Origin of the sequence: Streptomyces tamarix (assembly GCF_032423885.1) — a bacterium.
Classification (GTDB): domain Bacteria; phylum Actinomycetota; class Actinomycetes; order Streptomycetales; family Streptomycetaceae; genus Streptomyces; species Streptomyces tamarix.
Genome location: NZ_JAWCTQ010000002.1, coordinates 269,018 through 291,685, shown reverse-complemented (window position 1 = coordinate 291,685; position 22,668 = coordinate 269,018). Strand labels below are relative to the sequence as shown.

The 22,668-nt window shown below is 74.0% G+C and carries 15 protein-coding genes; 6 read left to right on the top strand and 9 right to left on the bottom strand.

The window, feature by feature from the left end:
* Positions 1-297 precede the first annotated feature (297 nt).
* Complete coding sequence (locus RND61_RS03345; RefSeq protein WP_315876101.1) at positions 298-1,095, bottom strand: GNAT family N-acetyltransferase; 798 nt, start codon at positions 1,093-1,095, stop codon at positions 298-300.
* A 502-nt stretch (positions 1,096-1,597) separates the two neighbouring features.
* Between RND61_RS03345 and RND61_RS03340 the strand changes: the two genes are divergently transcribed.
* The 4 genes from RND61_RS03340 to RND61_RS03325 all read left to right on the top strand — a co-directional run bounded on the left by RND61_RS03340 (position 1,598) and on the right by RND61_RS03325 (position 8,150).
* Positions 1,598-2,692, top strand: a complete 1,095-nt coding sequence (locus RND61_RS03340) for a barstar family protein (protein ID WP_315876100.1) — start codon at positions 1,598-1,600, stop codon at positions 2,690-2,692.
* Positions 2,693-3,149: 457 nt separating this feature from the next.
* Positions 3,150-5,057, top strand: coding sequence for a flavin monoamine oxidase family protein (locus RND61_RS03335; protein ID WP_315876121.1), 1,908 nt, complete (start codon positions 3,150-3,152; stop codon positions 5,055-5,057).
* A 517-nt stretch (positions 5,058-5,574) separates the two neighbouring features.
* Positions 5,575-7,350, top strand: coding sequence for a histidinol-phosphate aminotransferase family protein (locus tag RND61_RS03330; RefSeq protein WP_315876099.1), 1,776 nt, complete (start codon positions 5,575-5,577; stop codon positions 7,348-7,350).
* Positions 7,347-8,150, top strand: a complete 804-nt coding sequence (locus tag RND61_RS03325; protein ID WP_315876098.1) for a phosphatidate cytidylyltransferase — start codon at positions 7,347-7,349, stop codon at positions 8,148-8,150. The genes RND61_RS03330 and RND61_RS03325 overlap by 4 nt, the downstream gene beginning before the upstream one ends.
* Before the next feature lie 184 nt (positions 8,151-8,334).
* Here RND61_RS03325 and RND61_RS03320 read toward each other — a convergent pair whose 3' ends face one another.
* A complete protein-coding gene (locus RND61_RS03320; RefSeq protein ID WP_315876097.1) occupies positions 8,335-8,901 on the bottom strand; it encodes an RBBP9/YdeN family alpha/beta hydrolase in 567 nt (188 codons plus the stop codon).
* Positions 8,902-8,961: 60 nt separating this feature from the next.
* Here RND61_RS03320 and RND61_RS03315 point away from each other — a divergent pair, with 60 nt between their 5' ends.
* On the top strand, positions 8,962-9,318 hold the full coding sequence (locus RND61_RS03315) for a MerR family transcriptional regulator (RefSeq protein WP_315876096.1): 357 nt from the start codon (positions 8,962-8,964) through the stop codon (positions 9,316-9,318).
* 227 nt (positions 9,319-9,545) lie between these two features.
* On the opposite strand, the gene RND61_RS03310 is transcribed toward RND61_RS03315, so the two are convergent.
* From RND61_RS03310 to RND61_RS03285, 6 genes are all read right to left on the bottom strand, one after another.
* A complete protein-coding gene (locus RND61_RS03310) occupies positions 9,546-10,286 on the bottom strand; it encodes a hypothetical protein (RefSeq protein ID WP_315876095.1) in 741 nt (246 codons plus the stop codon).
* Between the two features lie 1,158 nt (positions 10,287-11,444).
* The gene (locus RND61_RS03305) at positions 11,445-14,672 is read right to left on the bottom strand and encodes a glycosyl hydrolase 115 family protein (RefSeq protein WP_315876094.1); all 3,228 of its coding nucleotides are present in this window, start codon (positions 14,670-14,672) and stop codon (positions 11,445-11,447) included.
* An 89-nt stretch (positions 14,673-14,761) separates the two neighbouring features.
* Positions 14,762-16,081 carry a GDSL-type esterase/lipase family protein gene (locus RND61_RS03300; protein ID WP_315876093.1) on the bottom strand — a complete coding sequence of 440 codons (1,320 nt, stop codon included), beginning with the start codon at positions 16,079-16,081 and terminating at the stop codon, positions 14,762-14,764.
* 1,042 nt (positions 16,082-17,123) lie between these two features.
* Positions 17,124-17,378 (bottom strand): hypothetical protein, encoded by a 255-nt coding sequence (locus tag RND61_RS03295; protein WP_315876092.1) that lies wholly within the window; start codon positions 17,376-17,378, stop codon positions 17,124-17,126.
* Between the two features lie 545 nt (positions 17,379-17,923).
* Positions 17,924-18,799, bottom strand: coding sequence for a PaaX family transcriptional regulator C-terminal domain-containing protein (locus tag RND61_RS03290; protein WP_315876091.1), 876 nt, complete (start codon positions 18,797-18,799; stop codon positions 17,924-17,926).
* Positions 18,796-19,437, bottom strand: coding sequence for a GNAT family N-acetyltransferase (locus tag RND61_RS03285; RefSeq protein ID WP_315876090.1), 642 nt, complete (start codon positions 19,435-19,437; stop codon positions 18,796-18,798). The genes RND61_RS03290 and RND61_RS03285 overlap by 4 nt, the downstream gene beginning before the upstream one ends.
* A gap of 106 nt (positions 19,438-19,543) precedes the next feature.
* Here RND61_RS03285 and RND61_RS03280 point away from each other — a divergent pair, with 106 nt between their 5' ends.
* Positions 19,544-20,608 carry an alpha/beta hydrolase family protein gene (locus RND61_RS03280; protein WP_315876089.1) on the top strand — a complete coding sequence of 355 codons (1,065 nt, stop codon included), beginning with the start codon at positions 19,544-19,546 and terminating at the stop codon, positions 20,606-20,608.
* A gap of 350 nt (positions 20,609-20,958) precedes the next feature.
* Here the strand turns inward: RND61_RS03280 and gdhA are convergent, their stop codons facing one another.
* The gene (gene gdhA, locus RND61_RS03275; RefSeq protein WP_315876088.1) at positions 20,959-22,317 is read right to left on the bottom strand and encodes an NADP-specific glutamate dehydrogenase; all 1,359 of its coding nucleotides are present in this window, start codon (positions 22,315-22,317) and stop codon (positions 20,959-20,961) included.
* Positions 22,318-22,668 lie beyond the last annotated feature (351 nt).

The following is a 22,668-nucleotide window of genomic DNA, read 5'->3' as shown; positions in this document are numbered from 1 at the left end:
CAGACCTACGACCGCCTCATCATCGAGGTCGACGACCCCCGCACCACCGTCGCCCTCATCGAACGGGCCGTCACCCGCGGCTGAAACGCCCACCGGGGCCGTCGCCCGGCCGCACGGTCCGCGCCCGCCGCGGCCGGACGCCCCCCGCCCCGCGTCGACACGGGCCGCGGGCCCGGACCACGAAGGCGACCCGTGTCCCCTCGTTCCGGCCCGCTCCCGTCCTTCGGCAGCCCCCTCCCGGGGGACGGGAACGGGACGCCGCACCGCGCGGGGCGCCTTCGACCGGTCGCCGCCCGGCTACCGCAGGGCGTAGAAACGCACGGGTGAGTTCGGTTCGAAGCCGATGCGCCGGTAGACGGGCGCCCCCGCGGCGGTCGCGTGCAAAGTGGCGCGGGTCAGCCCGGTGGCCCGGGCGCCTTCGTACAGCGCCTTCCGCGTCACCGCCTCGCCGTACCCCCTGCGCTCCCACCGGGGGTCCGTGGCGACGAGTGCGACGAAGAGGCGCCCCTCGGCTTCCAGCGTTCCGGCGCACGTCACCGGAACACCGTCCCGCACCCCCAGATAGGCGCGCACCTCCTCCTTCCACAGCGTGGAACCGGCGAGACCGTCGCGGCCGTGCTCCAGCGGGAAGCCGTAGGCGCGGGAGTTGAGGTCCGCGTAGGCGCGCACCTGCTCGTCGGTCCTCACCCGGACGAAAGTGAGCTCCGGGTGCGTCGGCTCGGGAACGGGGAGCAGGTCCCCGGCCATGCCGGTGCCGGGAAAGGCGTACGCGAGACCCGCCCGTTCGGCCGCCGCCGCGAGGGCCGGGCGCGCCTCGGGGTCGAGGAGGTCCTCGAAGACCCACAGGAAGCCCGGATGCCTCTTCGAGCGCATAATGTCCGCCGCCTCGGCCAGACGCCGCTCCACGAGCGCCGTGTCCGCCCCCACCTCGGTCAGCACGACGCAGTTCCAGAAGGCGAACCGGCAGTCGGCCCAGCGAACGGAGATCCCCGGAAGGTCCCGCACATCGGCACGCGCGTCCCGGTCGAGCACCATGGACCGCCAGGCCGCGGCGAGTTGCCCCACCGACTCGACCGCTTCCGCACGACACGTCATCGTCACTCCTTCGATCATCGAGTGTTCTGCAAAGCCGCCCGAGTGACAACGACCGCAGCCGTCCGACGATTCGGGCCTCCCGGCCCCGCCGCACCACGGGCCGCCCGTGACCCGCGTCGCCGGAGGTGGGCGCATCCGGTGCCGGGGACCCCGCGGGGTGCCGGGCGGGCGGGGCGCGGGCCGCGGGTACGAAGGGCGGGCCCGGCCGGCCCGTTGAGGCGCGGACCGCTCGACGCGCGACTTCCGGACCCCGCGCTCACGGGCGGGCTCCCGGCGCCGCCCCGGGACCCGCCTGCGCGCCGGGGGAACCCCGGGCGTCCGCCGGTCCGGCCGGTGCGGACCGCCCACCCGCGTACGCGCACCGGCGTGACCGTCGTACGCCCCGGGAAACCCGTGCGCGACCGCGCACCCCCGGCCGGCCCCGCCGAGCCGGAGCGCTCGGCGTCGCGGCACCTTGATCGAGCGGGGGATCGAGGTTTCGCCGTGAACGCCTGGTCCGGGCATGATTCTCACCGTGCGTGAGGACATGGCCCGGGGCGGGCACGGGCGGTACAGGCTGACGGAGACGGAGCACGGGCACGTCTGGGGGGTGTGCGCCGCGGCGGACGGTTTCTTCGGGGAGCCCCGGCGCGGGACGTACGAACTGTTCGACTGGGTACCGGAAGGCGCCGGGCCGCACGGCTGGGTCGGCAGCCGGGTGTGGCTGGTGCCGGACGACGAGGCGCTCGGCCCCTGGCTGCTGGAGGACGCGGAGGTCCCGGGGCGGCCCGGGACGGACCACCTGGTCCTCACCGGCCTGGACGACTACGAAGGCCCGCCCGAGGGGCACGGGGGACGCGTCCGCGTGCACGACGAGCGCCGCTGGCTGGGCTCCTGCCGGGAGTTCGCCCGTGTCCTGCCGTCCAGGTGGCTGCCGCCCCCGCTCGTCCTGCGGGGACTCGCCCCGGGCGCTCGGTTGGGGGCGGCGCTGACGAAGGGCACCCAGCGGGCCCTGGACCTGGAGCAGGCCGCCCTGGAGATACAGGACGACCAGGGCGGGCCGCTGGTCGAACGGCTGCTCTGGGCCTGGGTCACCGCCTGGCGCCCCTCCTGCCGCGGCACGGACCTGATCGACCTGGAACTCGACGGGTACTTCTTCGCCCCCGTCCCCGAACACGCCCGGCCCGTCTGGGAGCGGTGGCTCGCCGGGCCGCCGGACACCCCGGGCGCCTGGGCCGACCTCGACACCCGGCGGCGCGGGGCCTGGCTCGACATCGTCCGGGAGCGGGCCCGCTGGCGCACCGACCCCGACCGGCCGGCCGGTCACGCCTACGAACTGGACGGCCGGCACGTCACCGACGAACCGGGCCTCTACCTGGCGCTCGGCGAGGCGGTCAACGGGCCGGGCGGCTACTTCGGCGGCTGCCCGGCCGCCCTCGCCGACTGCCTGGGCGGCACCTTCGGCCACACCCCTCCCGCCACCCTCCTCTGGCGGGACGCCGCGACCGCACGCGAGCACCTGTCCCACGCCCTGACACCGGACGGCCGGCCCTACGACCTGTTCGCCACGGCCCTCGAAGTCCTGACCGAAGGCGGCGTGCGCGTCACCCTGGCGTGAACCGCGGCGCACCGACCGGACGGGGCACCGGTACGGTCTGCGGCCGGCGCGCCGGGCGCCCGTTCCGGCGGCGGCCCGCGCACGCGGTCCCGCTCCTCCGGCGCGGGCGGGCGGACACCGGCCCGGCCCCGCCCTTCGCGGGTGGGGATCCGGGTCCCCGGCGGGACGGACGGGGAAGGGCAGGGATTCGACGCTCGTACGAACGTCGAGAAGGGAGCCGCGCCAGACGCCGGTTCGGGTGGTTTACCGGTCCCGTCCGTGTGAACGCGCTTCCTCCGCGTCGCGGATACGCCAAGAGTGACATGCGATGAGCACACAAGACATGAGCACTCCAGACGTGAGTATCCCGCCCACGAAGAACACGGACGCGTCGAGCGAGGAGCGACCCGCTCCGGACGTCCCGCGCGCCGCGCGCCCTTCGCCTCCGCCGCACGGCGCGCGGCCCTCACGGCGCTCCGTGGTCACGGCGACCGGTGCCTCGGCGCTCGCCGTCGGCCTCACCGCCGCCTCCGCGGCCCCCGCCACCGCGCTGAGCCCCGCCACCGCGCCCGCGACGGCACCGGCCGAGGTCCCGCCCGGCGTCGAACCCCAGGCGTACACCACGGTCGCCCGCGCCATCGTCGTCCACGACGAGCACGACAGACCCCTCGTCCCGTCCTACGTGAAGGCCGTCGAGAACGGCCTGCCCCCCAGCCGGGCGAAGGCGACGAAGCGGGTCCTGGTCGTCGGGGCCGGACCGGCCGGCCTGCTCGCCGCCGACCTGCTCAACCGGGCGGGCCACGACGTCGTCGTGATCGAGGCCAACGGCAACCGCGTCGGAGGCCGCGTCAAGACGTTCCGCAAGGGCGGCCACGAGAACGCGAAGCAGCCCTTCGCCGATCCCCGGCAGTACGCCGAAGCCGGCGCCATGCGGCTGCCCGACAGCCACCCGCTCCTCATGGCACTGATCAAGAAGTTCGACCTCGCGCTCCAGGAGTTCCACCTGGTGGACGTGGAGGTCGACCACCCGGAGAAGCGGGCCAACCGCACGTGGATCCACGTCAACGGGATCCACGTGCGCCGGGCCGACTACGAGAAGAGCCCCGAAAGGGTCAACGACACCTTCGGCGTCACGGGCCCCCACCGCACGAAGACCGCCTCCGCCATCCTCGCCCACGCCCTCGAACCCGCACACCAGCTCATCCGGGGCAAGGAGGGCACCGCCCTCGTCAACGGGTGGGTCGAGGTCCTCAAGAGGTACGGCAACTGGTCCATGTACCGGTACCTCACCGAAGCCGCCGGACTCGACACCAGGACCATCGACCTCGTCGGCACCCTCCAGAACCTGACCTCGCGGCTGCACCTCTCCTTCCTGCACAGCTTCCTGTCGAGCGCGCTGATCGACCCCAGGACCAAGTTCTGGGAGATCAAGGGCGGCTCCGGGGTCCTCGCCGACGCGCTGTACGCCCCCGTGAAGGGAAAGGTGAGGCTCGACAGGCGCGCCGTACGCGTCGAACGCGGCGGCGGCAAGGTCAGGGTGCACACCGTCTCCGAGGGCGGCCGGACCGGGGAGAGGGGGGTCACGGAGGTCTTCGAGGGCGACGAGGCGATCATCACCGTCCCCTTCTCCGGATTACGCCACGTCTCCTTCGACCCTCCGCTGACCTACGGCAAGCGCCGGGCCATCACGGAACTGCACTACGACGTCGCGACCAAGGTGCTGCTGGAGTTCTCCCGCCGGTGGTGGGAGTTCACCGAGGAGCAGTGGAAGGAGGCGCTGAACTCCATCGAGGACAAGCTCTACGACAAGTACAGGGCGGGCCGGGTCAAGGACGGCAGGTACCTCGGCGCGCACGGCTCCGTGAAGGACCTGGGGGTGACGATCCCCGGCGGACTCAAGGAGTGCTTCGCCGCCTTCCGCCCCGCCATGAGCGGTGAACCCGACGCCGCTCACGTCCGGGGCGGCGGCTCCGTGAGCGACAACGCCAACCGCTTCGTGTTCGAGCCCTCGCACCCCGTGGAAGGGAGCGCCGGAGGCGTCATGCTCGCCTCCTACAGTTGGTCCGACGACGCCCTCAAGTGGGACGCGTACCCCGACGACGAGCGCTATCTGCGCGCGCTCGCCGGGGTGCAGGCCGTCTACGGCCGCCGCTGCGAGGTCTTCTTCACCGCCAAGTGCAAGACGCAGTCGTGGATGCGCGACCACTACGCCTACGGTGAGGCGTCCGTCCTCTTCCCCGGCCAGCACGCGGAGCTGTTCCCCGACATCCCCACCTCCGAAGGGCCGTTGCACTTCGCGGGGGACCACACCTCCGTCAAACCCGCCTGGATCGAGGGCGCCCTCGAATCCGCCGTCCGGACGGCCCTGAAGGTGCACACCGGCTGACGGGGACACCGGGGGCCCGGGCCCGCGGCCCCGCTCGCCGGGACGCCGCCCCGGGCTCCCCGCCCCTCCGGCACCCGCGAGGCGGACCGCCTCCGGGCCCTCCCACCGGTCGTCACGTGACCGTGCGGCACCCCGGAGGCGCGACCATCGAGTACGTGCGGTTCCACGCCACCACACGGTCAGCACCCTGATGAGCCGATCCCACCCCGAAGCAGACGGCCCGCCCCCCAGCGCGCCCGGAGGATCGCGGCGCCCCGCAACCCGGCAACCCGGGGGCCGGGAAACGAGCGCGGAGGAACCGCGTCCGCGCACACCGGCTCACGCTTCACCCTCCGGCGTCGAGAGGGTGGGGCCCACCTCACCGGCCGCCCGTGACCAACCGCGGTGACCGGCCGTCAACGAAGCGCGCCGGGGGCGACTGCGCCTGAGTACGCGTACTCAGCCGCCCGCGCCGCTTGGCCCTGACGGGGCCGGTCCGCGCCCACCACGATGGAGTCCCCCGTCGAGAGAGGTGTTCATGGGCCACGACCTGCAACTGCGCGTTGCCACTCCGGAGGACCGCGAGTGGATCCACGAACTGCGCCACCGGGTGTACGCGCAGGAACTGGGCCAGCACGCGCCGGATCCGGCCGGGCGGCTCCGCGACGGGCTGGACGGCGACAACGTCTACCTGGTCGCGGCGCGAGGCGCGGCCCGGATCGGCTTCGTCAGCCTGACTCCGCCCTGGTCGGGGCGGTACGCGCTGGACAAGTACCTGACCCGCGACGAACTGCCGCTGCTGGCCGAGAACGACCTGTTCGAGGTGCGCATCCTCACCGTCGAGCCGCGCTGGCGGACCACCGCGGCGGCGCCGCTGCTCATGTACGCGGCGCTGCGCTGGATCGCCGCCCGGGGTGGCCGCCGGGTGGTGGCGATGGGACGCACCGCGCTGCTCGACATGTACCTGGCCACCGGCCTGCGCCCGGTCGGCCGCACCGTCCGCAGCGGTGCGGTGACCTTCGAGGTGCTGACCGGCGGCGTGACCGAGCTGACGAAGGTCGCGATGGACCGCTACCGCACCGCGCTGAAGCGTCTGGAGTCCGAGGTGGACTGGCGGCTGGACGTGCCGTTCGCACCCCGGCCGGACGGCTGCGAACACGGCGGCGCCTCGTTCACCGCCATCGGCACGGACTTCCGCACCCTGCACCGGCGCCACCGGGTGGTGGCGGCCGACGTGCTGGACGCCTGGTTCCCACCGGCCCCCGGGGTGCGGGCGGCACTCGCGGAGGACCCGGCCTGGGCCGCCCGGACCTCGCCGCCGTCCGGCGCCGAGGGCCTGCTGGCGGAAATCGCCGCGGCCCGGGCGCTGCCGGCGGAGGCACTCGCGGTCGGCGCCGGTTCATCGGACCTGATCTTCAGGGCGTTCGCCCGGTGGCTGACACCGGAGAGCAGGGTGCTCCTCATGGACCCGGGCTACGGCGAGTACGCCCACGTCACGGAGAGGGTGATCGGATGCCGGGTGGACCGGTTCCGGCTGCGCCGCGAAGACGGCTGGCGGATCGACCCGGCCCGGCTGTCCGCCGCCGTCGGAACCGGCCGCTACGACCTCGTGGTGGTGGTCAACCCGAACAACCCGACCGGACGCCACGCGCCGGCCGCGGAGCTGCGCTCGCTGATCGCCGCCGCGCCGGACCGAACCCGGTGGTGGATCGACGAGGCGTACCTGGGCTACGTCGGCCTGACCGAGTCGCTCGCCGACCTCGCCGCGACGGACCCGCGGGTCGTGGTCTGCAGCTCCCTGTCGAAGATGTACGCGCTGTCCGGTGTGCGGGCCGCGTACCTGGTGGCCGAGCCGACCACCGCGGCGCGGCTGCGCCGGTGGACGCCGCCCTGGCCGGTCAGTCTCCCGGCGCAACTGGCCGCGGTGGCGGCCCTGCGCGACCCGGCGTACTACGGCGACCGTTGGCTCCGCACCCACGCGCTGCGCCGGCGACTGGCCGTCGACCTGGCCGGGCTGGACGAGGCCGTGGTGGTCGAGGAAGGGGTGGCGAACTTCCTCAACGTGACCCTGCCGCCCGACGGGCCGAGCGCCGCGCGCCTGGTGAACGAGTGCCGCCGCCACGACGTGTACCTGCGTGACCTGTCGCCGCTGTCGCCGGAGTACCAGGGGCGCACCGTGCGTGTCGCGGTCAGGGACACCGCCGAGAACGCGCGCGTCGTGGCCGCGTGCCGGGCGGCCCTGGAGGCGCTGCGGCCGGGGCGGTCCTCGCCCGTCCCCACGCCTCCTGGCGTCCCCGCCGGATCCGCCCGGTGATCACCACGGCCTCCCTGGCGCCCTACCTCGGTGGGGCGCTGGCGCTGGGCGGTGTCGCGGTGGTGGCGTCCCGACGCCGTGAGTTGCTGGTCCGGTGGTGTGCCTGGGCGGTCGGGGTGCCGCTGGTCACCGGCGCGTTCTGGTGGGGCCGCCCGGGCGCCGCAGCCGTCGCCATCACGGCCGGGGTGATCGCGGTGATGGAGTTCGGCGGGCTGATGCGGCTGGGCCGGGCGGACCGGGTGGTGCTGGCCGCGGCGGTGACGGGCGTGGTGCTGACCGCCTGGTGGGCACCCGGCCAGGTGCTCCGGGCGGTCGGGATCGGAGCGCTCGCGGTGGCCGCGGTACCGCTCCTGTCCGGCGACGCCGACCACGGCCTGCGGCGGCTCGGCACCGGCCTGCTCGGGCTGGCCTGGCTGAGCGTGCTGGCCGCGCTGGTGCCGCTCGGAGCGAGCGCGCTCGCGCTCTTCACGGCGGTCTCGGTCGCCGACATCGTGGCGTACTTCGCCGGTCGGCGGCTGGGCGGGCCGCGGCTGTCGCCCCTGTCACCGGCCAAGCGGTGGAGCGGGACCCTGGCCGGGGCCGCGGCCGGCCTCGGCACGCTCGCCGTGCTGTCCGCGCCGAGCTGGCCGATGGCGGTTGCCGTGGCGGTCGGCGGTCCGGTCGGCGACCTCCTCGAATCCATGGTCAAAAGGGGGGCGCGGGCGAAGGACGCCGGGCGTTGGCTCCCCGGCTCCGGTGGCCTGCTGGACCGGATCGACTCGCTGCTCGTCGCACTGGCCGTCCTGCTCGTCCTGCGCTGACCCGTGCCGCCCCCGGCCGGACGGCGTACACGGCCGCGAAGGGCCGACCCCGACGGACGAACCCCGCGGGGGAGAGCGGTTCGCACCGGTGGAGGGCCGGCTCCCGCCCCGGGGTGCCCCGCCCCGGGACGGGGGCGTCCCGGGAAGCGGGTCGACGCGCGGGCCACCTCCCCCTCCACGACCCCTACGGCGAGAGGGCGACGAGCACTTCGCGCAGCGAGGTGACACCGTCGGAAGCGAGGAAGTGACCGGCGCGGGGGACCACGTCCGCGGTGACGCCGAGCAGGCCGGCGAGACGATCGGTGTGACCGGGGGGAACGTACGGGTCCGCGTCCGACCGGATGACCGTGAGTCGATCGATGCGGTCGCCGAGCCCCTCCACCTCACAGCCGTCACCGATGTAGGAGTCCAGGACCGGGAGCGCGGGGAGCGGGTCGACGAATCCGGAGACCAGCACGAGCGCGCCGAGGCGCCAGGGGCCCGGGAGGGAGCGCAGGTGGCGCAGCACGGTGAGACAGCCCAGGCTGTGCGCGACGAGGATCGTGTTCTCGTCGACGGTGCCCACGTCGGCGCGTACGGCCTTTGCCCACCGCGCGGGGTCCGGGGCCAGGGGGTTCGGAAGCGCGGGAATCGTGGTCGGGACGCCGTCGGCTTCGAGCTGTTCGGCAAGCCAGCCGAACCAGTGGTCTCCGGGGGACGCGCCGTAGCCGTGGATGATCGAGGCGCGCCGCCGGGTTGTTCCTGTTGCCATGCCACAGGACGGTATGGGTTCACGCCAGCGTGAAGGTCAAGCCGATGAGGAGGATTGCGGGTGCTGATCAGCGAACTCGCCGAACTGACCGGCGTGAGCGCGCGTGCGCTGCGCCACTACGAGGAACGCGGCCTGCTGGCCCCGGCCCGCAACAGCAACGGGTACCGGGAGTACGCCGAGTCCGATGTCACGCGGGTGGCCCAGATCAGGACGATGATCTCCGCTGGCCTGGGAACCTCGACCATCCAGCGGTACCTCGACTGCGCGCGCACCGGCGATCACGGCACGTTCCTCGAAATGTGCCCGGACCTGCGGGCCGAACTGGACGCCCTGGCCCGCCGGCTCGACGCCGAGCAGGCAGAACTCCGCGCAAAGCGAAGCCGGTTGGACGGGCTCGTGTCACCACCCCTTCGGTAGCCTCCGCGGTGTGTCCACCGCGCTCACGCCGCGCTGCCGCCCGCGTCCGGGACTCGGTCGGTCCCCGGGGCCCGTCGCGCGGCGGCGCCGTCACGCGGCACGTGCCGCACGGGGACGGAAAGCCCCCGACGGCCCGGCTGTTCGGGCTTCGCCGTACCGACCGGGAACTCCGCCGGCAACGTCGGAGCGCGTGCCGGCGGAGGCGGGAGTGAACCGTCTCGGTGCGGTCAGTCGGCGGGGGCGGCCTGGTAGAGGCCGCGGCCGGCGCGGTGGGCCCGGGAGGTGGCGACGAGGCGGTCGAGCGTGCTGCGCACGGCGTTGATGCTGCCGGGTGTGTCGTCGCGCTTCAGCGCCTGGTTGACGTCGCGGGCGCGGACAGGGGTGCTGCCCGAGTCCTTCAGCGCGCTCAGCACCTGCTCGGTGAGTCCTCCGCCCGCCTCACCGGATGCGGCGGCGGTGGTCTTCTTCGCCGGTGGGGTCTTCGCGCGCTTGGCGGGAGCGGTCTTGGCGGAACGGCGCGTCTGCTTCTGCTGGGAGGTCTTCTTCGCGGGCGGCTTTCCCTCCGTGCGCGTGGTGGCCTTGCGCGGGGTGGGCCGGGCGGGGGTGTCGGTCTGCGGTGCGGCGGGGGTGTCGGTCTGCGGCGCGGGAGGGGTGTCCGCCTCGTCCGCGGGGTGCTTTTCCTCGTACGTGGTGGCCTTGGGACCGGTGGCGAGTTCCGCTTCCGTGCTCGCCGAGGGGGCGGGCTTGGTGTCGGGCTCGCTGAGGGCGGAGGCCGGCTGCCGCACCGGACCGGTGGCGGACAGCGTCTGCAAGGCGGTGAGCGCGCCGCGGACGGACTCCAACCGGTCGGTGACGGCGACGAGTTCCTTCTCAAGGTCCTGCTGGCGCTCTTCCAAGCGGGGAAGTTCGGCCTGGAGAAGGGCGATGGTCGCCTCGATACTGCCCGGCATGCCGTTCGTAGAGCTCACGATGTCGCCTTCCATTCCCGTGCTGTGTTTGTTGCACTGGTAGTCGTGTGACTGCAGTGCAGCATAGGTCTACTTGCGCCGTGACGTCCTTCTTCTGCCCATTACGCAAGACACGAAGCCCGAGGCACCGCTGACGGCGGGCCCTTCCCACGGGACGGTTCGAGCCCACGACAACGTTCCTGACCTGGCTCAGCGGCCACGAGCTGACCCTCACCACACGCCGCCGGGCCGGCACCGGCCGCTGCCGCGCGGAGGAGCCGTCGACCGTCCGGTCACTGGCGTTGGGTTTCCACGGGTGAGGGAGTGCGCGGGGGCTCCTTGGGAGGTGTGGGTGGCGGACGCCGCCGGTGCCGCGTTCGTCGGAGGAGGCGGCCGGTTGCGCGGAAGACGGTCCGTCGAGCGGGCGTGGCACGTGGCGCCCGTCGGGCGACCGGCCGCAGCGACCTCGCTCCTGCACCTGGCGGCGTGCCGGGCGAGCACGCCGGCAGTGAGCAGGGAATCCGTCGTCGGGGTGCGTGGACACCCCCGTCGCAGGCGGGGAGACGAGGACGACGCGGAAGGCTCCCCTTGATGGACGGATCAGGGACGGGGCGGGGCGCGGACGACGGGTGGGTGGACGTCGTTCGCCGCGGTGCCTCCGGGCTGCTGCACCGGGTGGCGGGGGACCGGGAGCGGGTGGGGGAGCAGGTTCGGCCGGGCGGTGTTCAGGACGTTTTGGGCAGGGGGCGCGAGTTGCGGGCGCACGATCGGTTCGTGGACGCCGCCGAGCGGAGCGGTGACCACGACGGGCGATGAGGCGGATTCGCCGTCCGCAGGTTCGGCAGACCGCCCCCCTGCGGGTGGCGGATTCCGAAAGGGCCACCCCGCCCGGGCGGGGAGCACCTGGCGGCGCGGCGCGTCGGCGTGGATCCGCCGGACTCCGGAGACCGGCGGCGGGCCGCCCCGCATGGGACGGCCCGCCGCGCTCGACCATCGGCTCCGCGGCTCCGCTGCCTCGCGCGACGACAGCGGGAAGCCGCGGTACGGCCGCACGAGGGCGCCCCGGCCGGACACCGGGGCCCCGTCGACGGCGAAACCGCGAAGGACGAGGTGAAGGCGCCGCCGAGCGTGCCGAGCCGAACCACGCGTGGTCCCCGCGGGGCCGGGCCCGCCGCGGCGTCAGCGGCGGTCGGCCCGGTGGCTCTCCGGCGGCCCCAGGTAGCTCGGCTCCAGCCCGCCCGTGTCGACCACGAGCCTCTGCACCACCACCGTCGGGTCCACCATCCACAGCTTCAGGGTGTGGGTGCCCGGCCCGGCCACGGTGTGCTCGGTGACCGTGAGGTTGGTGTTGTCCGAGGTGTTCCGCTGCCACTGCTTGTTCATCGACGTGTCGTCGGCGCCCGTGACGCGGGTGACGTTCACCGTCCGGGGCGGCGCGTCGTCGAACGACACCGCGTACCGCAGGCCCTCCGTCGGCAGCACGTTGTTGCGCGGTGACAGGTACACCAGCACCCGCACCGTCCCCGGGTCCGTCGTCAGCGTCACCTCGTACTCCAGGCGCGGGCCGTTCCCACCCGGCGCGCGGCTCGGCGCCGTCACCGGCCACGGCGTCATGCCCGACCCCGTCCGCCCGATGTCCGGGATCTCCCGCCACGTCACCCCGCCGGCCCCCACCGCCCGGGTGGCGTGCGCCGCCTCCATCGCCACGTACCCCGACGCCTCCACGAATCCCCGGCGCCCTTCGCGGACTCCGAGCCGCGGGTTCTCCACGCGCGCCGTCACCCGCACCGTCCGGCCGCCCGGCCCGTGCACCGTCAGCGGCACCTCGGCGGTCCCGCGCGGCGCCCGCCGCCAGTCCACCCGCACCGTGGCCCGCACCTGGTCCGTCACCCGACCCCGCGCGGGCTCGACCGCCAACCACGGCACCGGCGACTCGATCCGGTACGCGAACGCCTCCCGGCCCCGGTTGAACACCTCGACGTACGGATCGGGCGCGGTCCGGTACGGGCTCAGCACGGGAAGCACCGCGGGCGCGTCCGAGGCCGGCCACCACGCGTCCGAACCGTCGATCCCGACGCCCATCTCCGCCCCCGCCGGGACCTCGACGCGCTTGACCGCCGGGAACACCTCGTCGGGCAGCGCCACGTGGTTCGGCGTCTGCGGCTGCTGCCAGGGCGCGTCCGGGCCGTACCGCGCCACGTCCCCGTAACCGATCTTCGGCTGGCTCTGGAAGCCCTTCCACTTCCCCCCGGCCAGCGTGTCGTAGTGCTCCGACAGCGCCCGGTCGTCGGCGAAGCGCGCGTCGGTGACGTCCGCCAGCGCGTTCGCCGCCGCCCGGCCCTGCGCCGCGTAGTGCAGGTTGGTGAACTCCGCCTCGCGCAGCGCGTACAGGTTCGCCGTCGCCTTCACTTGGTAGAGCACGAGCTGGAAGTACGCGCCCTGCCGCTCGGCCGGGAGCCGCGCCCCGATCCGCTCGGCGCGCGCCGCGAGCCGCCGCCACTCGTCGGTGACCCGCTCCAGCTCCCGGTAGTGGTTGAGGTGGTACGGGCTCTGCTGGTCGTCGTAGACCACCGCCGAGGAGTCGGTGGCCGGGTCCTTCGCCGGGTCCAGGGTGATCCGGCGGTTCAGCAGCTCGGGCTTGCGGCGCGCCTGGAGCACGCCGTACGCGTGCAGCACCTCGGCGATCGCGGCGGCGTACCGGGGGCCGAAGTTCTCCTCCGCGTACGCCCGCTCCCACTCCTCCAGGCGCTCCAGCGGCCAGCGGGCCGGGTCCCACGCGTAGTCGAGGAAGAACTGGAGCGGCAGCTCGTGGTTCTTCATGTCGCCGACGTTGACCACCCACAGCCGGTCCACGCCGTACGCGTACGTGAGGTGGAGCTGCTCCCAGGTGGAGGCGAGGTTGACGGTGTCGACCCACTTGTAGTTGCGGCCGACGCCGACGTAGTCGAAGTGGTAGTAGATCCCGTAGCCGCCCGCGCGCGGCTCCATCGACGGGTCCGGGAGCTTGCGCATGTTGCCCCAGTTGTCGTCGCAGAAGATCACCGTGACGTCCTCGGGCGGGCGCAGGCCCTCGTCCCAGTACCGCTGGACCTCCTTGTAGAGCGTCTGCACCTGCGGGATGTCGGTGAGCCGGTCGGCCCCGACCTCCTCGGCGAGGATGCGGCGCTGGGCGGCGAGGATGGACTCCATCAGCTCGATGCCGTCGCCGTCGGGCAGGCTGACGTCGCCGTTGCCGCGCATGCCGAGGGTGACGACGCCCTCGAAGTCCTGCTCCACCATGCGGCGGACGCCGTCGCGCCAGTACGCCTCGATGGCGGCGCGGTTGCGGCGGTAGCTCCACTCGCCGGTGCCGCCGTACGGGTCGCGGCCCGGGACGGTGATGTTCCCGGCGGCGTCGCGCTGCGCGGCGACGGCGTGGCGGTTCCACTCCTCGATGCCCCGCATCATGGGCGCCTCGTGGGAGGTGCCCATGACGATGCCGTAGCGCTTGGCGGTCGCGTGGTTCTCCGGATCGTCCTCCGCGAAGGCCCGGCCCCACACGGCGGGCCACAGGTAGTTGGCCTTCAACCGCAGCATGACCTCGAAGACCTTCTCCCAGAACTTGCTGTTGAAGCCGTTGGGGTGCCCGGGCGCGAGGCCGGGGCCGAAGTACGCCGGGGCCCACGTGCCGAGCGCCGGGTTCTCGTCGTTGACGAAGAAACCGCGGTACTTCACCGCCGGGGTGCCCTGCGTGTGGCGGCCCGGCAGCACGTACAGCTCGTCGTGGCGGTGCGGCGGCACGTCGTCCCAGAAGTGCCACGGCGACACCCCGATCTGCCGCGACACCTCGTACACCCCGAAGATCGTCCCGCGCTGGTCGCTGCCCGCGACGACGAGGGCGCGCCGCACGCCCGGCAGCGGATCGCGCACGATCTGCTGGAGGGACGTCTCCCACTTCCCGGCGATGCCGGACACGTCCAGCTTCCCGGCCCCGACCAGACCGTCGATCAGCGGGCTGCGGCCCAGCGTGCCCACCAGCACGACGTCGCGCGCCCCCGCCCCCGGCAGGCCGTGCGCGACGGCGGGCTCGGTGCCGGTCACCCGGCCGATGTCCGTCCGCAGGTCCCCGACGACCCGCACCACGCCCGGATGGTCGCCTTCGTCGACCACCAGCGGCGCCGCCCGTCCGCCCGCCACCAGCGGAAAGGCGTCCCGGACGGGGACGAAGGACACGAACCGGCGGTGCGGGCCGGGGCCGGACCCCGGCCTCCCGGCGGCCCCCGGCCCGAACGGCGAGGCCGGGGCGGCGCCCGCCGCGGGGGAGGGGGCGGCGACGGCGGTCACCGCGGTGGCCACGGCCGCCGCCAGCACCGTACGCCGACGGGGGGAGGGGGAAGCGGGCGTGCTTCCTCCGAGGGACCTGCTCATGAACTCGACCTCCGGAACAGAACGATCGGGACGGGGCGGAAGGGTGGGCGAAGGGAGGGAGGGGCGGGGGCGTGTGCGGGGCGCGTCGCCTAGCCGCGGGCGCCCCGGAACAGCCGGACGGGCACCGCGTCGGCCAGCAGGCCGTAGCCGTGCGGGTTCAGGTGCAGGTGGTCGCCCGAGTCGGCGGCGGGCAGCAGCCGCTCCCGAGCGGCGGGATCCCGCACCGCCGCGTCGAAGTCGATCACCGCGTCGAAGCGGCCGCTGTCACGGATCCACGCGTTCACCGTCCGCCGGGTCTCCTCCCGCAAGCCCTCCGCGTCGTCGTACATCCCGTTGCCGCCGAACGGCAGCAGGGTCGCCCCGTACACCTCGATGCCCTGGGCGTGCGCGCGGACGACGATCTGCTCGTACGCGGCGATCAGCCGCGCCGCGACGTCCTTCTGCGCGGCGGGCGTGGCCGGCGCCGTACCGATGTCGTTGATCCCCTCGAAGACGACGAGCCGCTCCACGCCGCTCTGCGCCAGCACGTCGCGGTCGAGGCGGGCGAGGAGGTTCGGGCCGAGACCGTCGTTCAGCACGCGGTTGCCGCCCGCCGCCTGGTTGAGGACGGCGGTGTCCACCGTGCCGCCGGGCCGCGACAGCAGGCGGTCGAAGAACTGGTCGGGCCAGCGGTCGTTCCTGTTGGTGGTCGACCCCCGCCCGTCGGTCAGCGAGTCCCCGACGATTGCGACCGCGGTCGTGCGCGCCGGCGCCCACGTCTCGATCCCGCTCAGGAAGTACCAGTGGTCGGTGGGGGTGGCCCCCGGCAGGTCCACGGCGTCGGTGTGGTCACCGGCCAGCAGGTGGGACGTGGTCCTCGACCCGGGGTGCGAGGTGATGTCGCGCGACGCCTGGCCCTCGGCCAGGTACGTCGTCACCGTGAGGTTGCTCCCCGCCGCCACGTCGAACGGCAGCGGGTCGGACACGGCCTGCGCGCCCACCGGCACGGTCGTCGAGGTGCTCCCCTGGAAGGTGACGGGGCGGGCGGAGCCGGGTTCGATCCCGGCGACCCCGGCCCGGCCGCCGGTCGGGCGCGCCACCGACACCGAGGTGAGCGGCAGGGGAGCGCCGCCGAAGGCGTTGGAGAAGCGCAACCGGATCCGTTCCCCGCCGACCGTGACCCGCACCGTCTGGCGCAGGGTGCTGTCGACGAGGACGGCGTCCTCCTGGGTGAACGGCGCGGGCGGCATGTTGCCGGGCTCCGTCAACTGCGGCATGGCCGTCCAGGTGTTCACCCAGTGCCGCCCTCCCGGGGCGGTGCTTCCCGTGCCCGACGCACCCGACGCTCCGCCGGTGGAGGCGGTGGCCAGGAGCGCGATCACGAGGAGGCCCACGGCGGCGAGACTGCTGTGGGATGACGTTCTTCGCACGGTGGTGCCGTCCCTTCATGGCGCCGACCGTCAGCGCAGCCCCGTGGACCGCGCAGTCGGGTATGACGGCGAAACATTTCGGAAAGGTGTGTTCACGCGGTCTCTTGCGGAGCGACGACGACGTTAGGCAACCATCTTTCGGCACGTCAAGGCGCGTACCGCCGAAATGTTTTCGAAATCGGCGGTCGAAACCCGTAAGGCGCGCTGAACGTCTGGAACTCGTCCTCGCCGGGTGCGGTCGAGGGGCCGTACTCCGGGGCTGGTGACCGCCGGTGGTCACCGGTGTTCGAGGGGCGGCCGGTACGCGCGTTCGCCCTGGGCCGCTCCCATCCCACGGAGGGGCGCCTCCTCGCCGGGGGGGGGGTGCCGCAGGGGCCACGCCCGCCGTCACCGGCCCGGCGCCCGGCCGGGGCGGGGGACCGGCCGGCCTTGCTCGCGCGATGCGCCACCGTCCTGACGGCGAGTCGGCCGCGAGCCCGAGCCCTTCGGAACGGTCCTTCAGGACGGCCTTTCAGCGGGCTTCGGCGCGGCCCTTTGGAACGGCTCTTCAGCGCGGCCCTTCGGAACGGCCCTTCGGAAAGCGGCGGCAGGCGCGCTGGTCCGCAACGGTCGCCCCCGGCGCCCCGCCGCCCCACCGGTCGAAACGGTGCCCGCGGGGCCGGAACACGCTGTCACCCGGCCGTCCGGGCCGCGAACCGGCCGCGGGACCGGTCGCGGACCACGGGCCGTCCGCCGCCGTCGCCCCGCTGCCCGCGGACCGGCCCTCTGCCCGGACCGCGGAGCCGTCCGCACGCGGTGGAACCCGTCCCGTCGCCCGGCCGGCGCCACCCGGTGAGGCGTGGGGCGAACCGGCTCCGTCGCGAGGTTCGCCCCCCTCGCGGTCGACCTCGTCGGCGCGCGGGCATCCCGCCCGAGACGCTCCGTGCGCCGCGTCCGGCGGCTGGCCCGGCTCGAACCCCGCACGAAAACGCCCCGGCCGGTGTCCGGCCCACCGCGGAGGGGGCCCGGGCACCGGCCGGGGCGGCTTCGGCGCGGGGGTCGTTCAGGCGCCGACGACCAGTGCGCCGAGGATCATGCCGCCGACCAGGCCGACGGCGCTGACCACGATCGCGACCGTGGCGAGTCGCTCGTGCCGGACGGCCTTGGCGATGATGGCCAGCACCAGGCCGATCACGCCGAACACGATCGGCAGGAAGATCAAAGCGACCACACCCAGCACGATCGCGACGATGCTCAACGTGTTGTTGGCCGACGTGCGCTGCTGTCCGGTGGGCTGGTTGCTGTACTGCGTGGTCATCTGCCACTCCTTCAGGACGATCACCCTGAGACCTGATCCGGAGGCGGACCGGCCCGCCACCCGGGTACCCCGAAGGCCGTGGCGAACACGGGGACTTGGGAGAGCGCGCCGGGAACCCCTCCGCCACCGGCCTGTCGAGCGTTCGCCACCCCGCTCCGTCCCCGCCGCCGGCCTGTGCCGTTCCGCCGTTCCGCTCGGACCCGCGGTCACCGTTCCGGGCGGTCCCGGGGCAGGTGCGGTTCGGCCCGGAGCGTCGTGGGGGGAGAGGGAGGAGCGGCGGCGGTGCTCGGCCAGGCCGCGCGGCCGTGTTCTCCGACCGGTGGGGCGGCGCCGGGAACGACTGACGTGAACGCGTTGGGACCGACCGGCACACCGCGGCCGGGGCCGCCGGTGGGGGAGGCGGGCGGCCCGACCCGTGGTGCGGGCCGCAGCGGCACCCCTCGGGGTGGCCGGCCGACGATGCGCTGTTCGGCCCCCTGCCCCGGGAGCGGGCGCTCTCTCGGCGCCTTCGCCCCATGGGGACGACTGCGCCGGCTGCCGCGTCTTCAGCGCACGGCCCGGTCCGCTGCTTCTCGGGTGACGTCGGCGTAGAGGCGGAAGAGGGTCGGGCGGGCTTCGCCGTGATCGCGTTCGGACAGGGCCGCCCAGCACCGGGCGATGAGCTCCCGGGCCTGGGTGCCGGGCCAGGGCCGGGGCAGGAGCTGGGGCGGCAGCAGCGGGTCGGGCTCCATGGCACGGGTGAGTTCGGCCGCCAGCTCGACAGCGATGGTGAGCAGTTCGGACGGGGGGAGCCCGGCAGGGTCGGTGAGCCGGTCGAGGCGGGGCCGGGCGATGCGGCTGAGGCGGTGGTAGCGGTCGGCGATCTCCTCCAGGGGCCACAGGTGGCGGGAGAGTTCGGCAGGCTCTCGGATGCCGCCCCTGCGCAGGTCCGTCGTGCTGAGGAGGGTGAGCGCGCCGTGGGCGCCAAGGCGGTGCGCCGCGTCTTCGACGTACGGCTCCCAGGCGTTGGCGCAGACGTACAGTCCGCCCTGGAGCGGGGCGCCGCCGAGGTGGACGAGCGTCTCGCGCAGGGCGTCCCGGGCCGTGCGCGCCGATTCGGGCACGGCGAAGGCGGCCAGGTGCCAGACGCCGTCCCAGGGGGCGAGCCCGGCGTCCTGGCGGAACGCGTGCCGCAGGAAGTCCGCGTTGGGCGCCAGGGCCTGTGTGGTGTCCTCCGTGGCGTGCAGCACGGCTTTGCGACCGCGGCCTTCGTGGGTGAACCGGTTCTCGGCCACGAGGCGTTTGACGCACAGCCGTACCTGCTGGTCGCTCATGCCGAGGGCAGCGGCGACGGTGTACAGCTCGTCCGCGCTGACCGTGCCGTCCTCCCGGATCAGCGCGTGGACGAGCATGCGGGTGGGGATCTCGACGTGGTCGGTCACGGTGTGCGCTGTCCTCTCGGCCCGCCCGCCTCGACGGGACGGTGCATGGTGGTCACGGCGCCGAACCCCAGCAGCCCGCGGAGACAGGGCGTGCGCTCGGTCCGTACGGCCGTGAAGCCGCGCCGCTCGTACAGGGCTCTGGCGCGCGGATTGGTGTCGATCACGTCCAGTCTGATCTCCCGGCAGCCCTGCTCCGCCGCGACGGCGGCCACTTCCTCGATGAGCAGGCTTCCGACGCCGCGACCGCGCACGTCCGGGGCGACGGCGATGCCGTCCATGACGAGCTGCCCGGGGGCCGGCCGGCGTTCGAACAGGGCGAGGAGCAGGAGGCGGTGCAGCCCTGCGAGCCGTCCGTACGCGCGCAGCACGGCGGAGGCCGACCCCCCGGTGAGGGCCCGTCCGCCGAGCTGGTAGCCGGCGAGACCGACGAGCTGCCCGCCGAGGAGCGCGCAGACCGCGCGGTCGGCGTTCAGGTGGGCGGCGATGAAGGGCACCGCCTTGCCCGGCGGGTTCAGCGCGGGGCCGAGTTTGCGGCCGAAGGCGTCCCAGTACAGCTCGGCCGCCCGCCGCTCGGCTCCGACCGGGACGCCTCGCCGGACCGCCACCGGTCCGGTCCCGGATGTCACGTCCAGTCCCATGCCGCGCCTCCTTCTCTCCGAGACTGAAATCTATCAGATAGCCGACGATCGTTCTCCTGATGATAGTTTGAGCGCCCGTGCACACCCGAACAGAGGCGGTCATCCCATGTGTCCGAAGACCCGGCCCCGACGGCGCGGGCTCCGCATCGCGACGTGGTCGCTCGCCACGGTCCTGGTCGTGGCCGCCGGCCTCGCCGGTGTGGTGCTGTGGCAGCACTCCTACGACATGGACGAGCAGCGGGTCTCGATCCGCCACGGCGGCCACACCCTCAACGGCGTGCTGGCCACCCCCAAGGACGGCCGCGCGCGCCACGGCCTGGTTGTGTACGTCCACGGCGACGGCCCCGTCGACGCCACCCACGACGACGGGTACAAGCCCCTGTGGGAAGCGAACGCCAAGGCCGGGTACGCCTCCCTGTCCTGGGACAAGCCCGGCGTCGCAGGCGCCCCCGGCAACTGGCTCGACCAGTCCATGGACGACCGGGCCGACGAGGCGGCCGCCGCCATCGCCTGGGCGCGCGCCCGCCCGGACATCGACGGCGACCGGATCGGGCTCTGGGGCGCCAGCCAGGCGGGCTGGGTCCTGCCGAAGATCGCGACCAAGACCCCGGTGAGGTTCGTCATCGCCGTCTCACCCGCGATCAACTGGCTCCGGCAGGGCCGGTACAACCTCCTCGCCGAGCTGCGCGCCGACGGCGCGTCGGCCGCCCGCACCGAGGCCGCGATCGCCAGGAGCGACACCACCCGCCGACTGCTGGAACGCCGCGCGACCTTCGAGGAGTACGTCAAGGCCACGCGCGGCGACACGGACGGCATGACCGCCGACCGCTGGGGCTTCGTCTCCAGGAACTACACGGCGGATGCCACGCGAGACCTGCGCGCCCTGCGCGGCACACCGGTGCTGTTGATCCTCGCAGGCCATGACGTCAACGTGGACACCGCCGACACGGAGCGCGTCTACCGCGAAGTGCTGGACGCGAGCGGTGCGTTGACGGTCAAGCGCTACCCGCACGCGACCCACTCCCTGCTCAAGCGGTCCATCGAGCAGTCGGACGTCAAGACCGCGCTCACCGCGATCTTCTCCCCCCGCTCGCTCTTCGCGAACGGATTCCTGGACGACCAGCGGCAGTTCCTGCGGGAATCCGACGGAGGCGGCAACGACGCCCCATGACCGTCCCGCGAAGTCGGCCACGGCGCGTCGTGCGCGTTCGCGCGTACGACCCGGGGCCCGGCGCCGCCCCTCGACGTCGTCCGCGCCCGCCCGGCGCCCTTGTGTCGTCGCCGTCCGGCGCTCCGGCCGGCCACCGTCGTGTACCGGCCCGGCCCCGGCCCCCACCCGGCGTCCTTGCGCCGTCGCCGCCCGGCGCGCCTGTTCCATGCCGGTCCGGCGTCGCGGCCCCACCGCACCCCGCCCCGCCCCGCCCCGACCCGGGGCGGGGCGGGACGCGGGCGTGGACGTACGCCTCCGTGCCGCGGGAACGTCAGAGGCGCGTCAGGGGCGGACGACAGCGGCCGTCCGCGTCAGATGACCCCCTGGGCGAGCATCGCGTCCGCGACCCGTTCGAAGCCGGCGATGTTGGCGCCGGTGACGTAGTCGCCCGGAGCGCCGTAGCGGTCGGCGGTCTCGTGGCAGGTGGTGTGGATGTCGTTCATGATGTGCGTCAGCTCCTCCTCCACCCGGGCCGGCGACCACGCCGTACGCGCGTGGTTCTGCGCCATCTCCAGGGCGCTCACCGCGACCCCGCCCGCGTTGGCCGCCTTGCCGGGGCCGAAGGCGACCCCCGCGCGCTGGAAGAGGTGCACCGCCTCGGGCGTGGTGGGCATGTTCGCGCCCTCGGCGACCGCCTTCACGCCGTTGCGCACGAGCGTGGCCGCGTCGTTCTCGTCCAGCTCGTTCTGGGTGGCGGACGGCAGCGCGATGTCCGCCGGCACCTCCCAGACCCGTCCGCCGGGCACGAACCGCGCCGAGGCCCCGCGCCGCTCGGCGTACTCACTGATCCGCCCGCGCTCCACCTCCTTGACCTGCTTGAGCAGATCGACGTCGATGCCCTTGTCGTCGACGACGTACCCGCTGGAGTCCGAGCAGGTCAGCGGGTTGGCGCCGAGGGCGAGCAGCTTCTCGACGGTGTAGATGGCGACGTTGCCGGAGCCGGAGACGACCGCCGTCTGCCCCTCCAGGTCCTCGCCGCGCTCGCGCAGCATCGCCGCCGCGAACAGCACGCTCCCGTACCCGGTGGCCTCGGGCCGGATCGCCGAACCGCCCCAGCCGACTCCCTTGCCGGTGAGGACGCCGGCCTCCCAGCGGTTGGTGATCCGCCGGTACTGTCCGAACAGGTAGCCGATCTCGCGTCCACCGACCCCGATGTCACCGGCCGGCACGTCGGTGTGCTCACCGATGTGCCGGTACAGCTCCGTCATGAACGACTGGCAGAACCGCATGATCTCCGCGTCGCTGCGGCCGTGCGGGTCGAAGTCGCTGCCGCCCTTGCCGCCGCCGATGCCGAGACCGGTCAGCGCGTTCTTGAAGACCTGCTCGAAGCCGAGGAACTTGATGATCCCGAGGTTGACGGACGGGTGGAAGCGCAGGCCCCCCTTGTACGGGCCGAGCGCGCTGTTGAACTCCACCCGGAAGCCCCGGTTGACGTGCACGCGGCCCTGGTCGTCCTGCCAGGGCACCCGGAAGATGACCTGGCGCTCCGGCTCGCACAGCCGCTCGATGAGGCCCGGCTCGGCGTACTCCGGCCGCGCCGCCAGCACGGGCGCCAGCGTCTCCAGCACCTCGTGCACGGCCTGGTGGAACTCCGGCTGGGCGGGGTTGCGCCGCTCGATCTCGACGCGCAGGGCGTCGAGCCGGGTCTTGCTGTCGTCTCGGGTCGTCACGGGGTCCCTCTCTGACACGGCTGCTACCGGTACGAGACCGGTGATGGGCGCTCGGCGCCGTTGCCGCGCGCAGGACGGGCCGTCCCGGGCCACTCGTCAGCGCATCGCACTGGCCACCCGGGAAACGGCCGGCCCCTCAGTGTTACCCCTGTGTAAAGCCCGAGGCCAGCACGGGTGTGTCACTGTCCGGATTCTGAGACTCCGCCACATCGGCCGAGTCGACGAACACAGCGGCCGCCGGGGGGACGGACCTGCCGGCTCGGCAGGCTCAGCCGGGGGCTGCCCGCTGCGCGGACCGGCCGACCGCGTCACCGGGGTGAGCTCCGGCTCCGAGAATCCCGCCGGAGCCGC